The organism is Paenibacillus tyrphae (assembly GCF_027925525.1).
Lineage (GTDB): Bacteria > Bacillota > Bacilli > Paenibacillales > NBRC-103111 > Paenibacillus_G > Paenibacillus_G tyrfis_B.
Genome location: NZ_BSDJ01000050.1, coordinates 1 through 19,922, shown reverse-complemented (window position 1 = coordinate 19,922; position 19,922 = coordinate 1). Strand labels below are relative to the sequence as shown.

The window sequence follows — 19,922 nt, the reverse complement described above, 5'->3', positions numbered from 1 at the left end:
CTGTTTAAGCGGTTACAACAAATTGAAGCGCTTCAAAATTGCATTTGAAAGGACTGATATAGCTTGTCGTGCCTCACAACTTGCGCTGAGGCCGTCATCTCACGAATGCTTGTCTCATATTCACCATTGACATAATCCTGAAGCACTTGATCCTTCACCTGCTCATAGGCCAGATAAGCCGAGTCAGGTTCTACCCTCTCGATGCATTTTAAGAGATGGAGACTGCCGTTATCTTCAATAATCTGACTCATCTCTTGAACAGAGAGCTTGGCTGCGGCCTGGGCTACCGGGCTTCTGGCATTCCGTCGTTCGTCGCCCAGATCAATGGTCAATTCCAGTTCCGTATCTGGCGCAGCATAGGCTGCAACAACGTCTTCAAATGACGCACCAGATAACAACTTGGCATGCGCCTCTTCAAATAGCCTTTTTACTTTCTGTTCGAGTGCGGGATCGATTAGATGATTAGAGTCCAGGATCGTGCGTGAAATTCGTTGCACCGTGACATAGCCCCGCGTCCTGTATCGCTGATCTTTATGCTCTTCATAGAACAATCTCAGCGATGACTCGCCCTGCTTCAAAGCATTTTGCTGCAAGTGCTGCTTCACAGCAAGGGTTGAATTCGTCAGCAGATACTCCAGATACGTATATTCGTCATATCGTTCAGGTCCGTATACGACCTGACGGTTCTTGATCGCTTCCGCTCTTCGGAGATTCTCTTGCTGCAATTGCCGGAGAAATCCCGGGTAACTAATGTCTTGCAGGATCCCCAGATCCTTAGCCTGCAGCAGTCGAACCTTCAAACGCACACAGTCATCCAATGCCTTCTTCTTCAGCATCTCAATAGGAATCTCGCCATCGAATGAAGTTGTCCAGAACGTCTCGGACTGATCCGCATGATGTTGATCGCGAAAATAGTTCATGATCGCCGATTTTTTCAAACGAATCGCTCGTTGGAATTCTTCCACGTGAATCGGATTGCCATTGACCGTAGCGATCACTTCCTCCTCGTTCCCTTTCCACCAAGCTCCGCCCGAAAACGCCGCTGTTACCATGACGGTCAACAAACTAAAAATGATAAGGATTCGTCTATGATTCGAATGCAAAATGCGTTCTTTGAACATCAAGACCCAGCCTCCTCGTTAAAACGCTTTCATCCCTTTAATACAAATTGTAAGCTGATCCTGTGCACTTAACAATTTCGATTCCTTTACCTGACTTCTAAATTTTTTACATTTTGCGATTCCGGAAATTCCGGGGCCAACCAGCCGACAATGCCCGCGCCAAATAAATAAGCGGAACAGAGTCTCCTCCTTCCGCTTAAACAGCATTTTATATAATTGATCCAAGCCAGGCTCTATTCTTGCTCAAATCGGTGTAACAACGCCAGGGCCTCTTCATGATCAGGCTCATGTTTTAAAAACATTCTAATGTAATTCAAAGCATCTTCTTCTAATTCTAGCTCAAAGCAACAAATAGCTAGACAATAATATACGGTGGATACGATGTTCTCTTGATCTTCATCTATTGATATTTCTAAAAACCGTTTGGAGTCCCCGTACATTTCCATCTCAAACAGTAACAATCCAGCCTCAAGTGCGATACCATAACGCTGCTCCATTACGTAGTACGACGACCACATAAGCTGTATACCCCGAAAAATATCCTGCTTTTCCTCATCATTTGCATCTAGTAACAGACTAGAGATCTGCTTCGAGCTCTGAGTGAAGAACTCCGCGTCATATCCACCTAAACGCCAAAAACTTAATATTTGCTGTAGTTCCATGCTATCTAGATTGAGATCTACCCATTCCTTCAAGCTAAAAAATTCGTCCGGACCAAAGCGCTCAATAAATCGACGATAAGCTAATCTTGTCTGGAAGTAGTCCATCGGTGTATCCATATGGATAATACAACCAATATTTATATTTTTATAATGATGCGGAGGAAATAACGCGAGGGCTCCGTTCTGTTCCATAACTTGCTGAATCGCATGGTAGTTTGCCGTTAAAGAAAAACTTCCATGTAGGATCAACTCCGGTGGTTCCGCGAATTTCCAGTTTTCAAGTAAATGATCCCCTTTGTCTGCTGTTATTAATAAAAATCCTTCCTGCGACAACTGGTTCAAACGTTCCAAACAAGTTAATCCGGCGACTGGAAATAAAATATGCGAATCTTCCAATTGTTCCTGATATATGGCTATGACATCACGATAAGGATAAGTTTCTTGCTCATACTCCGGCGCCCGCCGATGCTTATAATGTAAAGATATTTGATCAAGTAATTCTGATGGTTTAAGTGAATCCTTACGTTTAGGATACTCGATGAAAACATCGGCTTCGTAAATTTTACCTTCCGACACATAAAGCAGCTCTTGCGGAATACTATCAAAAAAGTAGTTAGCCACAATGACAACAGGCTGCTTTAAATCTCCTTTACGAATGGTTGTGTCTGATACAATCAAATTCAGAACCGTGTCATAAACCGCATCAAATCGTGCAAAATCGAGTACTCCTTTGGCAATAAAAGCCTGTAGAGCTGGATGACCCTTCCACGCCAACACATTGTTCATCGCCAAATCCGTCATGATATATCGAAACGAAGGCAACGTTATCCCTGCATAGTCAATCAACTGACATAACTCGTGTAACACATGGAAAGCGAAACGCCCCGCTCCTGCTCCAAGCTCCACAATAAGAACAGGCTCCGAGCTATCTTCCTTATTTGCCCGGTCTTGAAGAAAGCCGAATATCATTTCTGCATAGGCCGCAGCGATCATTGGATTGCACGTGATATATTGAGGAACTTGGTCGTTGTTCCAAGCCTTCAATCCTTCTTGTTCATAATATTCCCTCTGAATATTCCATATAGGTGCTTCACTAAAGCGGTAACGTTGTTTATTATGAATTGTCATTTAACCGATTTCCTGTCCTCTGGAAGCTATTCGATTCCTTATTTGTAAAACACTTTATCTACATTGTATCTGGCCTTGAGTTCGTTAATAATAAATGTTTCATAAATTTCTCTATGAACAGGGTCCTCGACAATACAAACCTCGATTTTGGCAACTTCGCCCCTGTAATTTTTCATGATGGATACTGTATCATCAAAATGTTTTTTGATTCGGGGTCTTAATTTTCGTGCTTTGCCAACGAATAGGAGTTCATCCCGATCATTGTAAAACATAAAAATCCCCGCTTTATCTCTTGAAATCAGGTGAAAATCCGTAAACCCATAAATATTGCTTAACTCAGGGTCTTTCTGTTTGTATATGGTGACATCCGGTGTTGGAATCGTTATTTGTATCATGTACATTCGCTCCCTTTTTAATATTCATTCCTTTATTGGTATAACCTATTATTAAAGCTACCTATACTCCTACTTGTTGCGGTCGTCATGTTGATTTAGGACCGCCGTTTCCTGCGGCGGCCGGAACCTTCGAAGGTTCCTTTTCTGCCGGCAGAGTCGTTTCGATTAGGGCCGCGGGTGACACGATCCTCGGAAGATGTGACGCTGGTTCTGGTCTCACTAACTGCCGTCGGAGTCGATTCATTAATAGTCATCGGATACGGATGATCCCCGATCACCGGAATCTTCTGCTTGATCAGCTTCTCGATATCTTTCAGATAAGGAATCTCCTCGTACTCGCAAAACGAAATCGCTATTCCGCTTAATCCCGCTCGTCCGGTGCGGCCGATCCGATGTACATACGTCTCCGGGATATTCGGCAAATTGTAGTTAATGACGTGCGACAGCTCCTCGATGTCGATGCCCCGGGCCGCAATATCTGTCGCCACCAGCATGCGAGTCACACCTTGCTTGAAGTTATTCAACGCAGCTTGGCGGGCGTTCTGCGACTTGTCGCCGTGAATCGCCTGCGCGGTAATCTTCGCCTTCGTCAAGCCCCTCACCAGCCGATCCGCACCATGCTTCGTACGGGTGAACACAAGCGCGCTCTCGATCGACTTGTCTTGTAGCAGGTCGATCAACAGCGGCAGCTTATTCGGCTTGTCCACAAAGTAGAGTGCCTGCTTGATCCGCTCCGCGGTCGAGGAAACGGGCGTAATTTCGATTTTCATTGGATTCGTCAGCAGTGAGTCTACCAGAGACGTGATCTCGGGCGGCATCGTCGCCGAAAAGAACAGCGTCTGTCGTTTGGCAGGCAGCTTGGCGATGATCCTTCTCATGTCGTGAATGAAGCCCATATCTAGCATGCGGTCTGCTTCGTCCAGCACGAGAATCTGCACGTGACGCAGATCGGCGAACCCTTGGTTCATCAGGTCGATCAGTCGGCCAGGCGTCGCTATCAGTATATCCATGCCTTGCTCAAGCGCCTGCTCCTGTGCTTTTTGCGAGACGCCGCCTACAATCACGGCACTTCGCAGATTCAAAAAGCGTCCGTAAGCTTTAAAGTTGTCGGATATCTGAATGGCCAGCTCTCGCGTAGGCGTCAGGATCAGCGAACGAATGACGCGCTTGCCGCTCGGTCGTCCCTGCTGCGCACTCAGCAGTTGGATAATTGGCAGCAAGAACGCCGCTGTCTTGCCGGTCCCTGTCTGAGCGCAGCCGAACAAATCACGGCCCGCCAGCACCGGCGGAATTGCCTGCTCCTGTATGGGAGTGGGCTGTGTATAATTTTCCTTAGCCAACGCTTTAAGAATGGGGGGAATCAGTTTCAATTGTTCAAATGTCATAAAATCTCCTTCGTTATGCCACCGTCGATGCGGAAGTTTCACTTCTTGTATTATACACCATATACGAGGTGGCGCGCTGCATTCTCTGTAACGGCAATTTTCTACTTGGGCTTCCCTGTTTTATCATAAAAATTTGCGTCATTTGTGATACGGTTCACTGGAATTAATATTCAACAAGCTGTCCGTTACAGTAATGAAAACAGGGAGCAGCTGTCACGCAGCGATCTGCTCCCTAGTCATTACGCTATGATACCCGTTAGTTCAACTTCTAACCCGACAACAACTTATTCTCCATCCTGAGCTCTTTTCGTTTATAATATTAAAACGTACTATATACATTTTCACATTCTTTCGCGGTCGGTTCATAAAAACAGTGCTTCTTCCATCGTCCTGCGAGCGGCTGATTATACCAAGTTGGCGGACATGGTCCGGGATTTTCGAACGTCCCTGGACGGAAATACCATAGGGAGAATTTGGCTGGCCAATTCCGCACCCCATTCACAGCCTGTCTCGCCAGACGGCGTTCCCTCTCTCTTGCATTTTGATAGTACAACCCATGTAGCAACGCTTCGAACGCATGCGGCTGGTTGATCATTTGAGGAATTGTCCGGATTCCTTTAAAATCGGAGCAATTCGCTCTTATTCGGTTAATGCCAACATTTCCAACAAGGAGCATGCCCTGTTCGCCTTCGGTCTCAGCTTCAGCCCGAAGCAACCTTGCCAACATATCAATATCCCGTTTCCTGGCTTTTACGACTGCCATTTGCTCACCTCTTTAGATTTCCTAGACTCATCATATTGTAGGTGAAGCGGATGTGTTACTCTGGCAAAATAGAGAAAAATAATAAATAGCCGTTAACCATGGATGAAAATGGCGTTGCAATTCTACCCTACCTTTACCTTTCGAACGGCTCGTCTTCACCTGGGGTTACCCCGATGATCCCATCGAGAATTCCCCTGTCGTGTCCCTAACCCTCACCGCACAGGGCGACCGCACCGAGATGATCTTCCACCTGCGCGGATTGGCCGGTCACCCCGGCGATAAGTACTTTTACGACGGCTGGTCCAATGCGCTGGACGATCTGATGACGCACCTGCGCGACCAGAAGCAGTAAAGGAGCCTTCATGGCTCCTTTACTCTCAAAGTCGAACAGATCCTCTCCGCAGACGGCTGCTCGCAAGATGCCTACAGCGGCATTGGCCAAGTCCCACCGAATATGGCCATTCAACGACAGCAACGGCTAACTGCCAAGATAAGCCATCTTGACCTGTTCACTGGAGGCTAACTCCTCCGGCGTCCCGGAAAGGACGACGCTCCCTGTTTCAATGACATAAACGCGGGTGGCGATGGATAACGCCAGATTGGCATTTTGTTCCACCAGCAGAACAGTTGTGCCGTTGCGATTGATTTCTTCGATAATGGCAAAAATCGTTTTCACAAGCAGCGGCGCAAGCCCCATGGAAGGCTCGTCAAGCAGCAGGAGCTTGGGGCGCGCCATCAGCGCCCGTCCCATAGCTAACATTTGCTGTTCACCGCCGGACAGCGTCCCGGATAGCTGCTTGCGACGCTCATGCAGACGCGGGAAGAGTTCGAATACTTTTTGCAAATCATGCCGAATACCAATGGTATCTCTTCTAACGTAGGCGCCCAATTCCAAATTTTCCAGCACGGACATATTCGCAAACACACGGCGGCCTTCCGGTACATGGGAAATTCCCGCTTTGACAATATCTTGCGCCGTTTTCCCGTTCATCGAAACGCCGGTATAATGGATGGAACCCCGGTTAGGCTTTAGCAGACCAGAAATCGTTTTCAAAAGTGTACTTTTGCCTGCCCCGTTGGCTCCAATCAAGGTAACAATTTCGCCATGACGAACATCCAGCGTGACCCCTTTCAGAGCTTGAATATGCCCGTAGTACACATCAATTTGCTCCAGGTTCAACATGGTTGCTTGCTACCTCCTCTCCCAAGTAGGCCTCGATCACCTTGACATGGTTGCGGATGTCCTCCGGCGTTCCTTGCGCAATAAGCTGTCCGTGATCCAGTACGTAAATCCGCTCGCAGATGCCCATGACCAGCTTCATATCATGCTCAATCAACAAGATCGTCAAATCCAGTTCATGGCGGATAAACGCGATCAATTCCATGAGCTGGTGCGTCTCTTGTTGATTCATGCCTGCCGCAGGTTCGTCCAGCAAGAGCAACTTGGGCCCGGCGGCCAACGCCCTGACGATTTCCAGACGGCGCTGTTGTCCGTAAGGCAAGTTCTTAGCCGTTTCATGCAGGCAAGTTTCCAATTGGAACATCCGCAGAAACTGAATCGCCTTCTCTTCCATTTCTTTCTCACCGGCAAAATGGGACGGAAGCCGCAAAATAGAGCTCACCATCGAATGCTTGGCCAAGGAATGGTAGGCGATTTTTACGTTGTCCAATACGGAAATCTCATTAAAAAGGCGAATATTTTGGAAAGTCCGGCTAATGCCCATGCGGGTAATTTGATAAGGAGCAAGACCGTTCAGTCGCTTTCCTTCAAGTAAGATTTCTCCTTCTGTCGGTACGTACACACCGGTCAACAAATTAAAACTGGTCGTTTTTCCGGCCCCATTCGGTCCGATAAGCCCTACCAGCTCGCCTTTGCGGATTTCCATATGAAGACCGGAAACGGCTTTCAACCCGCCAAATTGCATACTGACACCGCGAACGTGGAGCAATGGGTTATTTTCCATACGCATCCCTCCGTTTTATCGCCGTCCACTTGCGCAAGTATGAGGTTATTTCCGTGGTCCCCATCAATCCCTGCGGCCGATACAGCATGACAACGATCAGGATGACGCTGTAAATAATCATTCGCGTTTCCGGATAGCCTTGCAGGAAGGTAGACACAATGGTCAGCAATATCGCCGCCAAGACGGCGCCCGATAAACTACCTAGCCCTCCTAGAACGACAAAGATTAAGATGTCAAACGACTTCAAAAACCCGAAATTTGTCGGTTGAATCATATAAAAGTTATGGGCATACAGCCCGCCGGCAATTCCCGCGAAAAAAGAACCGATCGTAAAGGCGACCACTTTGTAGTACGTGGTGTTGATCCCCATCGCATCGGCGGCAATTTCATTTTCACGGATCGATATGCATGCCCGTCCATGTGTTGAATTCGTAAAGTTCATAATGACCAGCATGGTAATAAAGAGACATAAGAACGTCGTTGTCCAGGTTGTCAAATGCGCCACCTGCATGCCGGCCGCGCCCCCGACATATTCCATGTTAATGAATACGACCCGAATAATCTCGCCGAAGCCCAGCGTGGCAATCGCCAAATAATCGCCCTTCAGGCGCAAGCTCGGTATGCCGACCAGCAAGCCTGAACATGCAGCCACGGCTCCTCCGGCTAGCAATGCGACAGGAAACGGAAGATGAAATTTCATGGTCGCCATAGCAGCGACATAGGCGCCAACAGCTAAAAACCCGGCATGGCCGATAGAAAACTGCCCCGTTATCCCAATGACCAGATGCAGGCTGACGGCTAAGATTATATTGATCGCGATAAAAATCAAGGCATTCGTATAAAAAGAGGTTAACCATTCCACGCTGATCAGCAATTGAACGCTGCCATAAGTGACTGCAGATAGAATGAGAAATAACCAAAATGCTGCCTTATTTTTCATCTCTGCGTCACCTAAACTTTCTCTCGCATATTTTTCCCCAGCACGCCAGACGGTCTGAAAATCAGGATCAAAATAAGAATAATAAAGGCCGCGGCATCCCTCCACGGAGAATAGCCCAAAGCGCTTACAAACGTTTCTACCGTTCCCAGCACGAGGCCGCCGATGACGGCACCGGGAATAATGCCGATACCGCCCAGAACAGCGGCAACGAAAGCTTTGAGTCCAGGGACGACGCCCATCAACGGTTCTATTTTCGTATAGTACATCCCGAAGATAACGCCTGCTGCTCCTGCCAGTGCAGAACCGATGGCGAAAGTAGCCGATATCGTCCGGTCTACTTGGACGCCCATCAAACGTGCTGCTTCCGCGTCATAAGATACGGCGCGCATCGCCTTGCCAATTCGAGTCCGATACACCACCCATTGCAAAATGATCATTAAGACGATAGAAATCAGCAAAATATACAGCGATTGGCTGCTGATCGAGGCGCCAAAAATAGTAAAAAACTGATTCGGGAATGCGTTCGGGTAAGCTTCAGGTTGGGCGCCACGAAGATAAAGCGTGCCGTATTCAATAAGAAGCGATACGCCGATTGCCGTAATCAACGCAGCGATTCTCGTCGCGTTCCGCAGCCGCTTGTAGGCGACCTTTTCAATCACCACGCCAAGAATTGCGCACACCACCATCGAGAGCAGCAAAGCGGGGACGATACCCATGCCCCATCCCTTAATTGCATAAAAGCCAACAAACGCACCAATCATGAAGACATCGCCATGAGCGAAATTAATCAGTTTGATAATGCCATAAACCATCGTGTATCCCAGCGCAATTAACGCATAAATGCTCCCGAGCGAAATGCCGTTGACAATCTGCTGTGCCCAGTCCATCACACTCAACCTCCGAACCGCTCAGACTCGAATTTGATTGATCTTCAAAAAGCGCAACGGGAGGAGGCCCCCCCGTGGCCCTGTCGAATGCTTTATGGATTCACTTTAGTTCTAAACGTTTGCTTCCCATCTTTATATTCCAGCACAGTTGCCGTCTTGATCGGATTGTGCTGCTTATCGACCGTAATTTTGCCGGTAACCAACTGCAAATCTTTCGTTTGCGCTAAAGCGTCCTTAATTTTGCTTCCGTCGGTCGAGCCCGCGCGCTTGATGCCGTCCGCCAACAAATAGACCGAATCGTAGCCTAAGGCGCTAAACCCGTCCGGAGATTTGCCGCTGTACTTGCCTTTGTACGCTTGGACAAAATCCTGAATCATCTTATCCGGGTCTTCGGACGAATAATGATTGGCGATATACGTATTATTCAAAGCAGCGGCGCCAGCCAAATCCACTAATTTGGGAGAATCCCATCCGTCAGCTCCGATAAGCGGTATGGTAATTCCCAATTCGCGCGCTTGCTTCACGATCAAGCCTACTTCTTCATAATAGCCGGGGATAAAGATCGAATCCGGGTTCAGCGATTTAATGCGAGTCAATGTCGCGCGGAAATCGGTGTCCTTCGCGACATACGCTTCTTGGGCAACGATCGTCCCTCCGCCCTTCGTGAACGTTTCTTTGAAAGAAGCCGCCAGCCCTTTCGCATACTCACTGGCACTGTCTGCAAAGATCGCCGCCGACTTCACCTTCAGTTCGCCGGCTGCAAAGTTGGCGGCAACGCGACCTTGAAACGGATCGATAAAGCAGGTCCGGAACATATAATCGTTGACGCTCCCGTCCGCTTTCGCAGTGATATTCAGACTGGTGCCTGTAGGCGTCAGAAGCACGGTTTTGTTATTGGTTGCGACTTGCGCCTGCGCAACCGTATTGCCGCTAGTGGCTGCGCCGATAATAGCTGCCACCTTATCTTGACTGGTCAATTTAATCGCCGCGTTGGTTGCTTCAGCCGCATCCGACTTATTGTCCACTTTGATGACTGCCAATTTCTTACCGTTAATGCCGCCGCTTTTGTTCAAGTTTTCGACAGCCAGATCGATACCCTCGGCAATCGACTGACCGTATGAAGCTACCGAACCGGAAAGCTCTAAGTTGGCTCCGATTTTAATAACGTCCCCTGCTAACGCATCGGCCGACTTTCCCGTCTCTCCTTGCGTCCCTCCGCATCCCGCTACGAGTCCCGCTAGCGCGAACCCCATTAGCAGATGCAGCGCTTTTGTCCTAGTTCCTTTTCCCCTACGTTGCTGTTTCATAAATACCCTCCTCATGGCGTTCCATTCCCTATTGGTGTAAGCGTATGTGTAAAAACATGCAGTTGTTCTTAATACTATTATTCAGCGCGAGCAACTAGTACTACATCCAATGGTTTATTTCAAGAGGTATTTGAAGATATTCATTATTAGCTGGTAAAATAAAAAAAACCGCGATTTACGCGGTATGCACATTTGTACTAGTCCTTTAGCACGGAAAAAGCTGCCTGGGGAATATCGGCAGCTATCCAACTAACGCCAGGATGCATTTATTTTCTCATCCGGTAAATTGGTTTATTCTCAATGATCCTAAGTGGCTGCGTCCACTCCTCCGAATCAGGCGTCGAATCTAATGCATCCTCAACAGCCTGAAGCTTTGCATCCAGCGTATCGATATAATGCAGCGCTACGGCCTCAGGTATTTGCGGCTGCACCGGACTGCCCCATTCTCCGAGATTGTGATGAGAAAGAACCAAGTGTTGGAGTATAACGATTTTCTCACTCGAGATATCCAAATCCAAAGCAATAGCAGCTTCAATAATCCAGTTTGCCGCTAACGAAATATGCCCCAGCAGCTTCCCTTTAAAGCTATAATCCGTCACAATCCCGAGCTCTGCGTTCATCTCCTCAGGTTTTGCTATGTCGTGCAAAATAATGCCGGCTTTGATTAGGTCGAGATTAAGGAAAGGACGCTGCTTTGCCACAAATTCACCGAGCTCCAGCATCCGGCAAATATGATAAGCTAGCCCCGCATAGTAAGCGTGATGCATTCCCTTAGCAGCCGGATAATGCATAAGCCCCTCTTCTACCTTGCAGATACAGAACTCCACCACGCTTCTAAGTTCGCTATCCTGAATGCTTGCAGCAGTTTGCTTGATCATATGTACAAGATCTACCGGTTGAATCGGTGCTGATCTGATAAAATCCGTCAGCGTATACCCATCCTCCTCAGTTGCCTTCCGAATTCGGTTTATCTTCATCTGAGGCTTTTCACGATACAATTGAACAAGTCCCTGCACCTTCACTAGCATCATCGGGAAATATGTCTCTTTATCGACAGGAGTAACCTCCCAGAGCTTCGCTGGAATCTCTCCACTAGTATCAGCCAAGACAAAATCAAAATAATCTTTTGGAGGTGTTGAATTCGTTTGCTTGATAACGGCGTTCTTCAGCAAATAAAATCCGATGATTTCGTCACCCTCGGTAAAGGTTTTTATCAAAGTCACAGTATTGTCGCTCCTTACAATGTGGTTTATGAGTTAATTCGACAACACACGCTTTATTGCCTTCTTAATCTTGCCGCTGAAATTGCCGCAAATGGCTCTGTTGCATTGTCATTCCATATGCGTACCCTTATACAAAACTGGTATTGCCGCTGCTATAAGGATCATCCCCATAAAAGCGGGTGCGGCATGACCAAGTGATACATAGATTTGACCCCCAAAGATAGGCCCAATTATTCTTGCTAAAGCCTGAATAGATTGGCTCCCCCCTTGAATCCTTCCTTGTTCGCGAGAATCGACAGACTTGGAGAGCATCCCATTGAATGAAGGCCCGAAGATCGAATCGCCAAAACCAAATATAAACATTCCAGCGATAACAAGAGGATAGAATGAGAACAAAGCCGAAGCTGCAATAAGACTGTAGCCTATAATCTCCGAAGCCATTCCAAGAATTGCGATCTGTGCATCACTGAGTTTTTTCAAAAGCTTTGGCATGATGAAGCCTTGGGAAATGATGTCTTGGACGCCCATAATTGAAAACATAAGCCCGATTAGTGCAGGTGCCCAATTGAAAGTATCTATTGTAAATTGTGAAAAAACGGCTTGTAAAGATCCGTTGGGCATCCAAATTAAGAACGCTGAAACAAGCAGCCTTTTTAAGTTTTTCATGGAAAGTACGTTTACAAGCTGTGTGAATGGATTCAGTCTTACAAAGGTAATCTTTTTCAGTCTATTATTCTTGTCAAGGCTCTCAGACATAAAAAAGTATCCATAAACAACATTTAATAAAGTTATTATGGCACCAAAATACATAGGTGCAGAATAACCAAACTTGGCAATCAACCCGCCTAGAGCTGGGCCAATGGCAGAGCCTGCACCTGCAACCGCACTCACCCACCCAAAGTATTTGGTGCGCTGTTCTCTAGGAGTGATGTCTGCAAAATATGCGAAGAGAGTGCTTATGCTCCCGCCTGCTATACCTTCGATTATGCGCCCGGCAAATAGTACCCATAGAGCTCCTCCCATGCCAAAAACGAAGTACCCGAGTGCGGAACCCAAAAGGCATACTAAGAGTAATGGACGACGGCCATATCTGTCGCTCAAAGCTCCAAGTCCGGGGGCCGCAAAAAACACGCAGACTGCATAAACAGAGGTCAGCAGCGTAACAACTATGGCTTGATCTCCCGGATTGCTTATATAAGGCTGCACTAAAAATGGGACGACGGGTGTTATGATACTGAAGCCTATTCCGCAAAGAAACACAGACATAAGACCGAATAGTAAAGCCTTTTTATCTACAGCTTGTTCTGTGTTCTGTTCATTGTGTGATCTAAATTTCAACACTTAAATTCTCCCCTCAAAAAGTAATGATTTCGCTTCCTTGGAAGCAAAAACATCGTATCATTATTTTGCTTCCTTGGCAACAAAATAAAAGCAATAAAAATGCAGCCGTTCTCAATAGAGCCCGGCTGCCTGTGGTTTCATTTTCATTATTCAACTTTAATCCGAATTAAAATCTATACCCTGCTTCTTTATTTCTGCATCCAAATGCCTGCTATACTTTTCCACGAAGCTAAGCATACTGTCAAATTGTTCTTCGGTTACCTGATCAAATACGGCTTTATCCCGCTCTTGAAACTCTCTGTGCAGTTCCTCATGGATTTTATCAATTACTTTTCCTTGCTCCGTAAGCCTGAAATAGATTTCTTTCTTGTTATCCGGCTTCTGGTAGCTTTCGATAAGGCCTTTTTTTATGAGCTTCTTCGTTATTTTACTTATGGCACCTGTAGTCATATAAAGGGACTCTGCAAGTTTTGTCACGTTGGAATCTACATTTCTTTCAATGTATTCGATGCAATGTACTTCGGAAGGCTTATAACCCCTAAGACGGTCTTCCATCTTAAACTTATTAAGCCAAACCATCTTGTTGAATAAGTCCCTGAACCCCACTATGACCTGTTCTTTTTTGTTCATGGCCTGTCCTCCCACCCGTTGGTGCATTAACAAGAATGTTCGTCTCCATACCTCTACCTTACCAAAAACAAAAACAGAGTGGAAGTCCTGCTCCCACTCTGATAATTTATCGTTAAGGCTGAGAAGACTCCCTCTTCGATAAGGGGGAGATGAATCAGCATTTCTTGTGTACGAGTGCGAACATACGTGCTATGATTGTAATAAAATCACCAAAAGAGGTAAATGCTCGCATGTTGCATCATAAAGCTTTTCGCTTTCGCATCTACCCTACGGAGGAGCAAACGACTCTGATCCATCAGATGTTTGGATGCGCTCGCTTTGTCTTTAACCACTTCCTTGCGAGGTGGAACGCCACCTTCCAAGAAACAGGCAGAGGCTTGTCTTACCAGACCCGTGCAACCGGGCTGCCAGCGTTGAAAAAGGAATGGCCTTGGCTCAAGGACGCGGACAGCATTGCTTTGCAATCCGCCGTTCGCAGCCTGGCCGATGCGTTTGATCGCTTCTTTCGAAAGCAAAACGATCCGCCTCGTTTCAAGAGCAAACGCAATCCCGTCCAAAGCTACACCACGAAGTTCACGAACGGCAATATTGCCGTTGCCTGCGATCTGCTGAAGCTTCCGAAGTTGGGATGGGTGCGCTTTGCCAAATCCCGTGAAATCGAAGGACGGATCTTGTCTGCTACGGTGCGTCGAAACGGCACAGGCAAGTATTTCGTTTCGATCCTGTGTGAAGTAGACATCCAGCCGCTTCCTCACGTGGATACCGCCATTGGCATAGACCTCGGCATCAAGTCGTTTGCCGTTTGCAGCAGCGGAGAAAACGCTCTGAGCCCCAAGTACCTGCGCACCTACGAAAAGCAACTTGCGTTTTGGCAGCGACGTTTGTCTCGTCGACTAAAAGGTGGATCGGGCTATCGAAAAGCGAAGCAAAAAGTCGCTCGCATACATGAGCGAATCGCTAACGCTCGGCAAGATTTTCTACATCAGCTCTCGACCAAGTGGATTCGTGAAAACCAAACGATCTGTCTGGAAGATTTGCAGGTTCAAAATCTAATGAAAAATCACAAGTTAGCAAAGTCCATTGCCGAAGCGAGCTGGTCAACCCTTCGCACGATGCTGGAATATAAAGCAACGTGGTATGGTCGCACGATCAGCATGGTCGCCAAAAACTATCCAAGCAGTCAACTTTGTCATGTATGCCAATCGCGCAACCCCGAAGTGAAAAATCTAAACTTGCGAGTGTGGACCTGCTCAGGATGCGGGACGAACCATGACCGTGACCACAATGCCAGCATGAACATCTTGCAAGAAGGACTGCGTTTGTTGGCGAAGGCCAACTGAACTGCGGGAACCGCAGGGATCGCTTGCTCAAGAAGAGAAGAATGCTTCTCTGTTCGCAAGAATTCCCCACCTCAACGCCATTAGCACAGGTGGTGGGAGTGTTCAAAAATTCTATTATGATTACCCCGCTATAACCGATATCGTGTTCTCGCCTTGATTCGCCATATAAACGCGATTGTTCTTCTCGTTGACGACACCTGATAATGTGCTGAGCCCGACTCGGACGTTGGCTATGATCTTGTTATTCGCCCCGTTAATGACGAATACTCTTTCTCGAGACGTGTCCCCAATGGCGGTGGCAACGTAAATACGATTCAGCTTCCTGTTCACGAGTGCCAGCACCGGAGATTCACCGTTCACGACCGTAGCGATCACTTTGTTGTTGGCGCCGTTGATGACCGCCACGTTTCGGCTGCCCGTCGTATCATCCGGTGCATAAATCCGGTTTGTGACCTCGTTGATGCCCATGGTACCGACGCTGCCAACACCTGAGATGATCTTAATCAGCTTATTATTGCGCCCGTCGACGACGGCGACAGTGCCAGCCTTCGTTGAAGTCACGGCATAGATCCGGTCCGTACGTAAATTAATGGCAAGCGAGGAAGGTTTATTCCCGATTTTGATCGTCTTGACCACCTTATTCGTGCATCCGTCGATAACGGACATTGTATTCGCACCTGTATTCAAGACGAAGATGCGATTGACGAATGGATTGACACCGACCGTATCTGGCAACGCAGCAGCCGGGTTCTGCTTACCGACTTTTATGGTCGCCACAATTTTTTTGCGCCTGCCGTCAATGACGGTTACAGCGTTTTTCAGTATGTTCAGCGAGTAGATCAGATTGGTACGCACATTTACCGCAATCGATGTAAAAGCTCCTCCGACGTTGAACGTTTTGATAAGAGTATCCGTCCTGCCGTCGATGATGAATAATTTCCCCCCTGATCCGGCGACGTAAATCCGGTTCGTAAACGGGTTGACGGCAACAGTAGCCGCATCCGTCACACCTTTGATGGTTGCGATGACTCGATTGGTTCCGCTGTTAATGACCGATACGCTGTCGCTCCTGTTGTTCGCCACGTACAGCTTGTTTGTGCGTTGGTTTAATACAATATCGGTAGGGCCCTCCCCCACTCGTATCGTCTTAATGACTCTTATTGCGCTAATCGGAATCTCCTCCTTATGGGCATTCCATATTTTTTTCATTTTATTCAGGACCGATGCAAGATGTTTGGTTATATGCCTTTAGCAGGCAAACGAAAAATCCCGACGAAACTTCTTGGAAAGCATCTGTCGGATGTCCCTCGTACGATCCGCCCAAACATAATTTCGGGCTCAACATAAAATTAAGTGTTAGTCAGTTTCTTACAGGAGGAGATTTTATGAGTGATATCAGCATTCATGGCTGTCCGGCCCCTCAGAACATCACGTTGGTTCAACGCTTACAACCGCTTGTGGGTCGGACGGTAACCGTGTTCCAACCAGGATTTCCAGAGCTGACAAAAACGACAGGTAAGCTCTCCAACGTGACGTCGTTATCTTTTACAGTGGGGCGAACGGAAGTGGTTATCAAAACATCCTTCTTTATCGTCCTGAACGAGCGCGTTAAAACAGAAAAGCCCTTTGATGTGACGGCCACTGCAGAAGATATAGGAGAGCTGCGCGGCAAATTAATCCGCGTCGGAAGAGATTTTGTCGAGTTTGTCAAGCTCCCGGGCCCGGTAGTTCCTACTCTGTTTCCATTAAATTTGTTCACTGAAGTTATGTGCGAACGCGAAAATGAGGAATAAGCTCCCTGCAGCGCAAAGAAAGGATTTTGATAAGAACTTTATCCCATAAATCAAAAAAAGCCGGTATTTATACGGCTTTAAATGAGATAATCTTCTTGTCACCCGACAGTTGCTTTTCATGAAAACACCTCTACTAAACAACTGTTTTACAAGAAACACGCAACCTTTTAGTTCAATAGTTAGACGACGAATTTCGTTTTTTCAGCAATAAGAGTCATAAAAATAGGAATTTGCCACTTCTTAATGGCAAATTCCTATTTTTATATACTATGGGTTACCCAAAGTAGAGTATACGTCAGCAACCGAATTTCCCCAGTTTCTAGCTTCTATATAATATTGTCCCACTCCAAGTTGAACTTGTAGGAAACGTTTGTCCTTTCCTACTAAGTCGATCCTAATATTGGGTTCGCCGTTAGTCGCTTTGAGTCTGTACGTAACATCTGGATCCGGATCACCTTGATTAGCTTTTCTTTGCTCAATCCGCCAAGTTACTGTGTGTGGATACGTTGAATTGTAAATTTGACCATTATCCCATGACGATACACGTGCACCGGGTTGCAGGAAAACATCAAGGAAAATAGTGCCCAGCGCAAAAGTGCGACTTGGAGTAACAACCTCATTTGTTTGAACTTTTTGTTCTTTTCCAATATATACTGCGGGACTGTTTGTTGCAAAAACGGATTGTGACAACAAAGCCATGCTTCCACCAAGAACCAAAACAGATACAACTTTTTTCAAATTCATTCAAATACCTCCCCATAGTGAATTTGAATACAAAGCGTTATCCACTTTAATGTACCATATATAGTTATATATGTAAATTTAAAATATAAAAAGAAACTTATGTAACATTAAACAGCTTTTTTGTAGATAAAAACACGTATTTTGTTTACATAATAATTTTTATGTTAACAATGAATGATTCTTTAATCTGCTTGAGCAGTAGGAACAGGTTGATAGTTCATAAAACACCTCCCGACAGCAGGCAACCGCTGCGACCTTTTTCAATCTCTTTGCATTTGCATGAAAATGAGCGAATTCTCTGAATCAAGAATCCGCTCATGCAGGTATGTGTTATTCCTAATTGTCTTTTCGATACATTCGCAAGTTCTTGAAGTGCGCCTCGGAATAATTGCCCTTCGAAATTCCGTTGTTGTACGTTCCGTTCTTGAAGTACCAAGCACGGTCAGTAGTATTGTACTGTCGAGTTTTTACCAAAACATCGTTGATCCAGATGCGAGCTACACCAGTTGCAGGATTAAAGGCACATTTGAGATTAAACCAAGTGCCTGCCATGTTTGTCGCGATGTTAGTAGGATCGCCATTGTTGCGAAGGTTGCCATCGGCCGTTGCCTGAATATAGATCGGTTCGCCGCCAGTGTTGCTCTTGATCTGCATAATGGCGGTCTTTTCCGTTCCAGGCTCGAACATGACGTCGGCCTCCCACATATTGTCTTTGTTTTGATCGGTCCAATTATCCCAGCGCATCTCAACCCGCTCCTCACCTGCGTAAACCCGGGTAGTATAAACACCATTTACGATCCAAAATCGTTCGGACATAGGCGCTCCTGTCCTGTTCTGTACGTAATAAGAATTCGTGTCCCAAGGTATCTCGGTCCAGCCTGCCGTAACTGAACTGCTAGCTATAACAATACGGTCCAAATCCGGCGAATTCGCCGCATGATTGTAAAATTTAATCGTATTGTTTCCGGCATTCAACTGTACCGTCACAGACGTTTTTACAGGGGTGCCCCAGCTTGAACCACTCAGCGTTTTTTGCGTTCCTGTTCCGCCATTGACACTGATGTATAAGTCTCGCGTACCGTTTACTAGGAAGTAGATATCCATATTGTACGATCCGTTTCTAACTACATTGACATTCTGTGTCACATAATTCGTCGAGCTGCCGCCAATATGCCCAACCTTGAAACCGCCGGAGCAAGCCGCACAAGTAACTGAGTTCGCCGTTCCGCTCATAGTTCCGTTTTCCGCCTCATACGACGTGGAAGCCGCATTTACACGTTCCGGCGACACTGAGCAAACGGTTAACAAAATGAATACACCTAGACAAAAGACCAAAAACGTGTGGAAAAGCTTCGTTCTCATAAATAAATTACCTCCTCTATGTTATAGTTTATTAAATGGATACCCTCCATTTTCCATCATTTTACTTATATACCTTATTAATGTGTATGTTCATTTCTCACTTTCGTTTGGAATATACTAACATCCCCTTACATTTACAGCTTAATAGTAATGATTACACAAATAATGCAACCGACACCTACCGTAATATTTCTCAATGTCATAAAACGAAAAAGCCGCATGATATGCGACTTCTAATGTACCCATAGAAAAAATCGTTTATTTTTTCATCCGATATATTTGTTTATTCTCAATGATCTTAAGTGGCTGCGTCCATTCCTCCGAATCCGGCAGCGAATCTAACGCATCCTCAACAGCCTGAAGCTTTGCATCCAGTGTGTCGATATAATGCAACGCTACGGCCTCGGGTATTTGCGGCTGCACCGGGCTGCCCCATTCCCCGAGATTGTGATGAGACAAATATATGATAAGCCAGTCCTGCATAGTAAGCATGATGCATTCCCTTCGCAGCCGGATAATGCATAAGCCTCTCTTCTACCTTGCTGATACAGAACTCCACCACGCTTCTAATGTCACTGTCCTGAATGCTTGCTGCCGTTTGCTTGATCATATGTACCAGATCAATCGGTTGAATAGGTGCTGATCTGATAAAGTCCGTCAGCGTATACCCATCCTCTTCCGTTGCCTTGCGAATTCGGTTAATCTTCATCTGAGGGCTTTTCAGGATACATTTGAACGAGCCCCTGCACTTTCACCAGCATCATCGGGAAGTATGTCTCTTTATCGGCAGGAGAAACATCCCAGAGCTTCCGGGATTTCTCCGCTAGTGCCTCATCAGACAACCTTGATCTTGTTTTGCTCACGTAAAATAGCAGCATGACGTTTGTTTTTATTTCGCCATCGCAGATAAGCTTGAAGGGCTGAACCCAGATCTTTA

At 46.5% G+C, this 19,922-nt stretch carries 19 protein-coding genes and 1 pseudogene; 3 read left to right on the top strand and 17 right to left on the bottom strand.

Translation table 11 applies throughout. The annotated features are described in order from the left end of the window. Positions 1–32: 32 nt before the first annotated feature. The 5 genes from QMG93_RS33670 to QMG93_RS33650 all read right to left on the bottom strand — a co-directional run bounded on the left by QMG93_RS33670 (position 33) and on the right by QMG93_RS33650 (position 5,454). On the bottom strand, positions 33–1,121 hold the full coding sequence (locus QMG93_RS33670; protein WP_281944299.1) for a peptidylprolyl isomerase: 1,089 nt from the start codon (positions 1,119–1,121) through the stop codon (positions 33–35). Positions 1,122–1,354: 233 nt separating this feature from the next. Then, positions 1,355–2,911 (bottom strand): tetratricopeptide repeat protein, encoded by a 1,557-nt coding sequence (locus QMG93_RS33665; RefSeq protein ID WP_281944285.1) that lies wholly within the window; start codon positions 2,909–2,911, stop codon positions 1,355–1,357. Between the two features lie 38 nt (positions 2,912–2,949). After that, positions 2,950–3,306 (bottom strand): nucleotide excision repair endonuclease, encoded by a 357-nt coding sequence (locus tag QMG93_RS33660; RefSeq protein ID WP_281944284.1) that lies wholly within the window; start codon positions 3,304–3,306, stop codon positions 2,950–2,952. Positions 3,307–3,401: 95 nt separating this feature from the next. After that, positions 3,402–4,691 carry a DEAD/DEAH box helicase gene (locus tag QMG93_RS33655; RefSeq protein WP_281944283.1) on the bottom strand — a complete coding sequence of 430 codons (1,290 nt, stop codon included), beginning with the start codon at positions 4,689–4,691 and terminating at the stop codon, positions 3,402–3,404. 319 nt (positions 4,692–5,010) lie between these two features. Continuing rightward, a complete protein-coding gene (locus tag QMG93_RS33650) occupies positions 5,011–5,454 on the bottom strand; it encodes a cell wall hydrolase (RefSeq protein ID WP_281944282.1) in 444 nt (147 codons plus the stop codon). Positions 5,455–5,635: 181 nt separating this feature from the next. Between QMG93_RS33650 and QMG93_RS33645 the strand changes: the two genes are divergently transcribed. Then, a complete protein-coding gene (locus QMG93_RS33645; RefSeq protein ID WP_281944298.1) occupies positions 5,636–5,806 on the top strand; it encodes a hypothetical protein in 171 nt (56 codons plus the stop codon). Positions 5,807–5,932: 126 nt separating this feature from the next. Here the strand turns inward: QMG93_RS33645 and QMG93_RS33640 are convergent, their stop codons facing one another. The 8 genes from QMG93_RS33640 to QMG93_RS33605 form a co-directional block, all read right to left on the bottom strand. Next, positions 5,933–6,637, bottom strand: coding sequence for an ABC transporter ATP-binding protein (locus QMG93_RS33640; RefSeq protein WP_281944281.1), 705 nt, complete (start codon positions 6,635–6,637; stop codon positions 5,933–5,935). Beyond that, positions 6,615–7,418: an ABC transporter ATP-binding protein gene (locus QMG93_RS33635; protein WP_281944280.1), complete on the bottom strand. Its 804-nt coding sequence runs from the start codon at positions 7,416–7,418 to the stop codon at positions 6,615–6,617. Before QMG93_RS33635 ends, QMG93_RS33640 begins: the two co-directional genes overlap by 23 nt. Then, a complete protein-coding gene (locus QMG93_RS33630; RefSeq protein WP_281944279.1) occupies positions 7,408–8,358 on the bottom strand; it encodes a branched-chain amino acid ABC transporter permease in 951 nt (316 codons plus the stop codon). The genes QMG93_RS33635 and QMG93_RS33630 overlap by 11 nt, the downstream gene beginning before the upstream one ends. Before the next feature lie 11 nt (positions 8,359–8,369). Then, on the bottom strand, positions 8,370–9,245 hold the full coding sequence (locus QMG93_RS33625) for a branched-chain amino acid ABC transporter permease (RefSeq protein WP_281944278.1): 876 nt from the start codon (positions 9,243–9,245) through the stop codon (positions 8,370–8,372). 92 nt (positions 9,246–9,337) lie between these two features. Further along, positions 9,338–10,498, bottom strand: a complete 1,161-nt coding sequence (locus tag QMG93_RS33620; RefSeq protein ID WP_281944297.1) for an ABC transporter substrate-binding protein — start codon at positions 10,496–10,498, stop codon at positions 9,338–9,340. A gap of 320 nt (positions 10,499–10,818) precedes the next feature. Beyond that, entirely contained in the window at positions 10,819–11,775 is a 957-nt protein-coding gene (locus tag QMG93_RS33615) for a 3'-5' exoribonuclease YhaM family protein (protein WP_281944277.1), read from the bottom strand. A 108-nt stretch (positions 11,776–11,883) separates the two neighbouring features. Next, complete coding sequence (locus QMG93_RS33610) at positions 11,884–13,116, bottom strand: MFS transporter (RefSeq protein ID WP_281944276.1); 1,233 nt, start codon at positions 13,114–13,116, stop codon at positions 11,884–11,886. Between the two features lie 156 nt (positions 13,117–13,272). After that, positions 13,273–13,746, bottom strand: coding sequence for a MarR family transcriptional regulator (locus QMG93_RS33605; protein WP_281944275.1), 474 nt, complete (start codon positions 13,744–13,746; stop codon positions 13,273–13,275). A 230-nt stretch (positions 13,747–13,976) separates the two neighbouring features. Between QMG93_RS33605 and tnpB the strand changes: the two genes are divergently transcribed. Beyond that, positions 13,977–15,086, top strand: a complete 1,110-nt coding sequence (gene tnpB / locus QMG93_RS33600; RefSeq protein ID WP_281944274.1) for an IS200/IS605 family element RNA-guided endonuclease TnpB — start codon at positions 13,977–13,979, stop codon at positions 15,084–15,086. Between the two features lie 120 nt (positions 15,087–15,206). On the opposite strand, the gene QMG93_RS33595 is transcribed toward tnpB, so the two are convergent. After that, positions 15,207–16,295, bottom strand: a complete 1,089-nt coding sequence (locus tag QMG93_RS33595; RefSeq protein ID WP_281944273.1) for a YncE family protein — start codon at positions 16,293–16,295, stop codon at positions 15,207–15,209. Positions 16,296–16,471: 176 nt separating this feature from the next. Between QMG93_RS33595 and QMG93_RS33590 the strand changes: the two genes are divergently transcribed. Continuing rightward, positions 16,472–16,879, top strand: a complete 408-nt coding sequence (locus QMG93_RS33590; protein WP_281944272.1) for a hypothetical protein — start codon at positions 16,472–16,474, stop codon at positions 16,877–16,879. Between the two features lie 267 nt (positions 16,880–17,146). On the opposite strand, the gene QMG93_RS33585 is transcribed toward QMG93_RS33590, so the two are convergent. The 3 genes and pseudogenes from QMG93_RS33585 to QMG93_RS33575 form a co-directional block, all read right to left on the bottom strand. Further along, complete coding sequence (locus tag QMG93_RS33585) at positions 17,147–17,623, bottom strand: hypothetical protein (protein WP_281944271.1); 477 nt, start codon at positions 17,621–17,623, stop codon at positions 17,147–17,149. 336 nt (positions 17,624–17,959) lie between these two features. Beyond that, positions 17,960–18,985: a CBM35 domain-containing protein gene (locus QMG93_RS33580; RefSeq protein ID WP_281944270.1), complete on the bottom strand. Its 1,026-nt coding sequence runs from the start codon at positions 18,983–18,985 to the stop codon at positions 17,960–17,962. A gap of 258 nt (positions 18,986–19,243) precedes the next feature. Beyond that, a pseudogene (locus QMG93_RS33575) lies at positions 19,244–19,818 on the bottom strand (hypothetical protein); the annotation flags it as partial. Positions 19,819–19,922: the final 104 nt, after the last annotated feature.

Bases quoted from the DNA above. Each gene is read 5' to 3' on its own strand.
- QMG93_RS33630 (WP_281944279.1), bottom strand. From the start codon at position 8,358: ATGAAAAATAAGGCAGCATTTTGGTTATTTCTCATTCTATCTGCAGTC.
- QMG93_RS33670 (WP_281944299.1), bottom strand. From the start codon at position 1,121: ATGTTCAAAGAACGCATTTTGCATTCGAATCATAGACGAATCCTTATC.
- QMG93_RS33585 (WP_281944271.1), bottom strand. From the start codon at position 17,623: ATGAATTTGAAAAAAGTTGTATCTGTTTTGGTTCTTGGTGGAAGCATG.
- QMG93_RS33650 (WP_281944282.1), bottom strand. From the start codon at position 5,454: ATGGCAGTCGTAAAAGCCAGGAAACGGGATATTGATATGTTGGCAAGG.
- QMG93_RS33620 (WP_281944297.1), bottom strand. From the start codon at position 10,498: ATGGGGTTCGCGCTAGCGGGACTCGTAGCGGGATGCGGAGGGACGCAA.
- QMG93_RS33605 (WP_281944275.1), bottom strand. From the start codon at position 13,746: ATGAACAAAAAAGAACAGGTCATAGTGGGGTTCAGGGACTTATTCAAC.
- tnpB (WP_281944274.1), top strand. From the start codon at position 13,977: ATGTTGCATCATAAAGCTTTTCGCTTTCGCATCTACCCTACGGAGGAG.
- QMG93_RS33640 (WP_281944281.1), bottom strand. From the start codon at position 6,637: ATGTTGAACCTGGAGCAAATTGATGTGTACTACGGGCATATTCAAGCT.
- QMG93_RS33625 (WP_281944278.1), bottom strand. From the start codon at position 9,245: ATGGACTGGGCACAGCAGATTGTCAACGGCATTTCGCTCGGGAGCATT.
- QMG93_RS33595 (WP_281944273.1), bottom strand. From the start codon at position 16,295: ATGAAAAAAATATGGAATGCCCATAAGGAGGAGATTCCGATTAGCGCA.
- QMG93_RS33660 (WP_281944284.1), bottom strand. From the start codon at position 3,306: ATGATACAAATAACGATTCCAACACCGGATGTCACCATATACAAACAG.
- QMG93_RS33580 (WP_281944270.1), bottom strand. From the start codon at position 18,985: ATGAGAACGAAGCTTTTCCACACGTTTTTGGTCTTTTGTCTAGGTGTA.
- QMG93_RS33655 (WP_281944283.1), bottom strand. From the start codon at position 4,691: ATGACATTTGAACAATTGAAACTGATTCCCCCCATTCTTAAAGCGTTG.
- QMG93_RS33635 (WP_281944280.1), bottom strand. From the start codon at position 7,418: ATGGAAAATAACCCATTGCTCCACGTTCGCGGTGTCAGTATGCAATTT.
- QMG93_RS33590 (WP_281944272.1), top strand. From the start codon at position 16,472: ATGAGTGATATCAGCATTCATGGCTGTCCGGCCCCTCAGAACATCACG.
- QMG93_RS33665 (WP_281944285.1), bottom strand. From the start codon at position 2,911: ATGACAATTCATAATAAACAACGTTACCGCTTTAGTGAAGCACCTATA.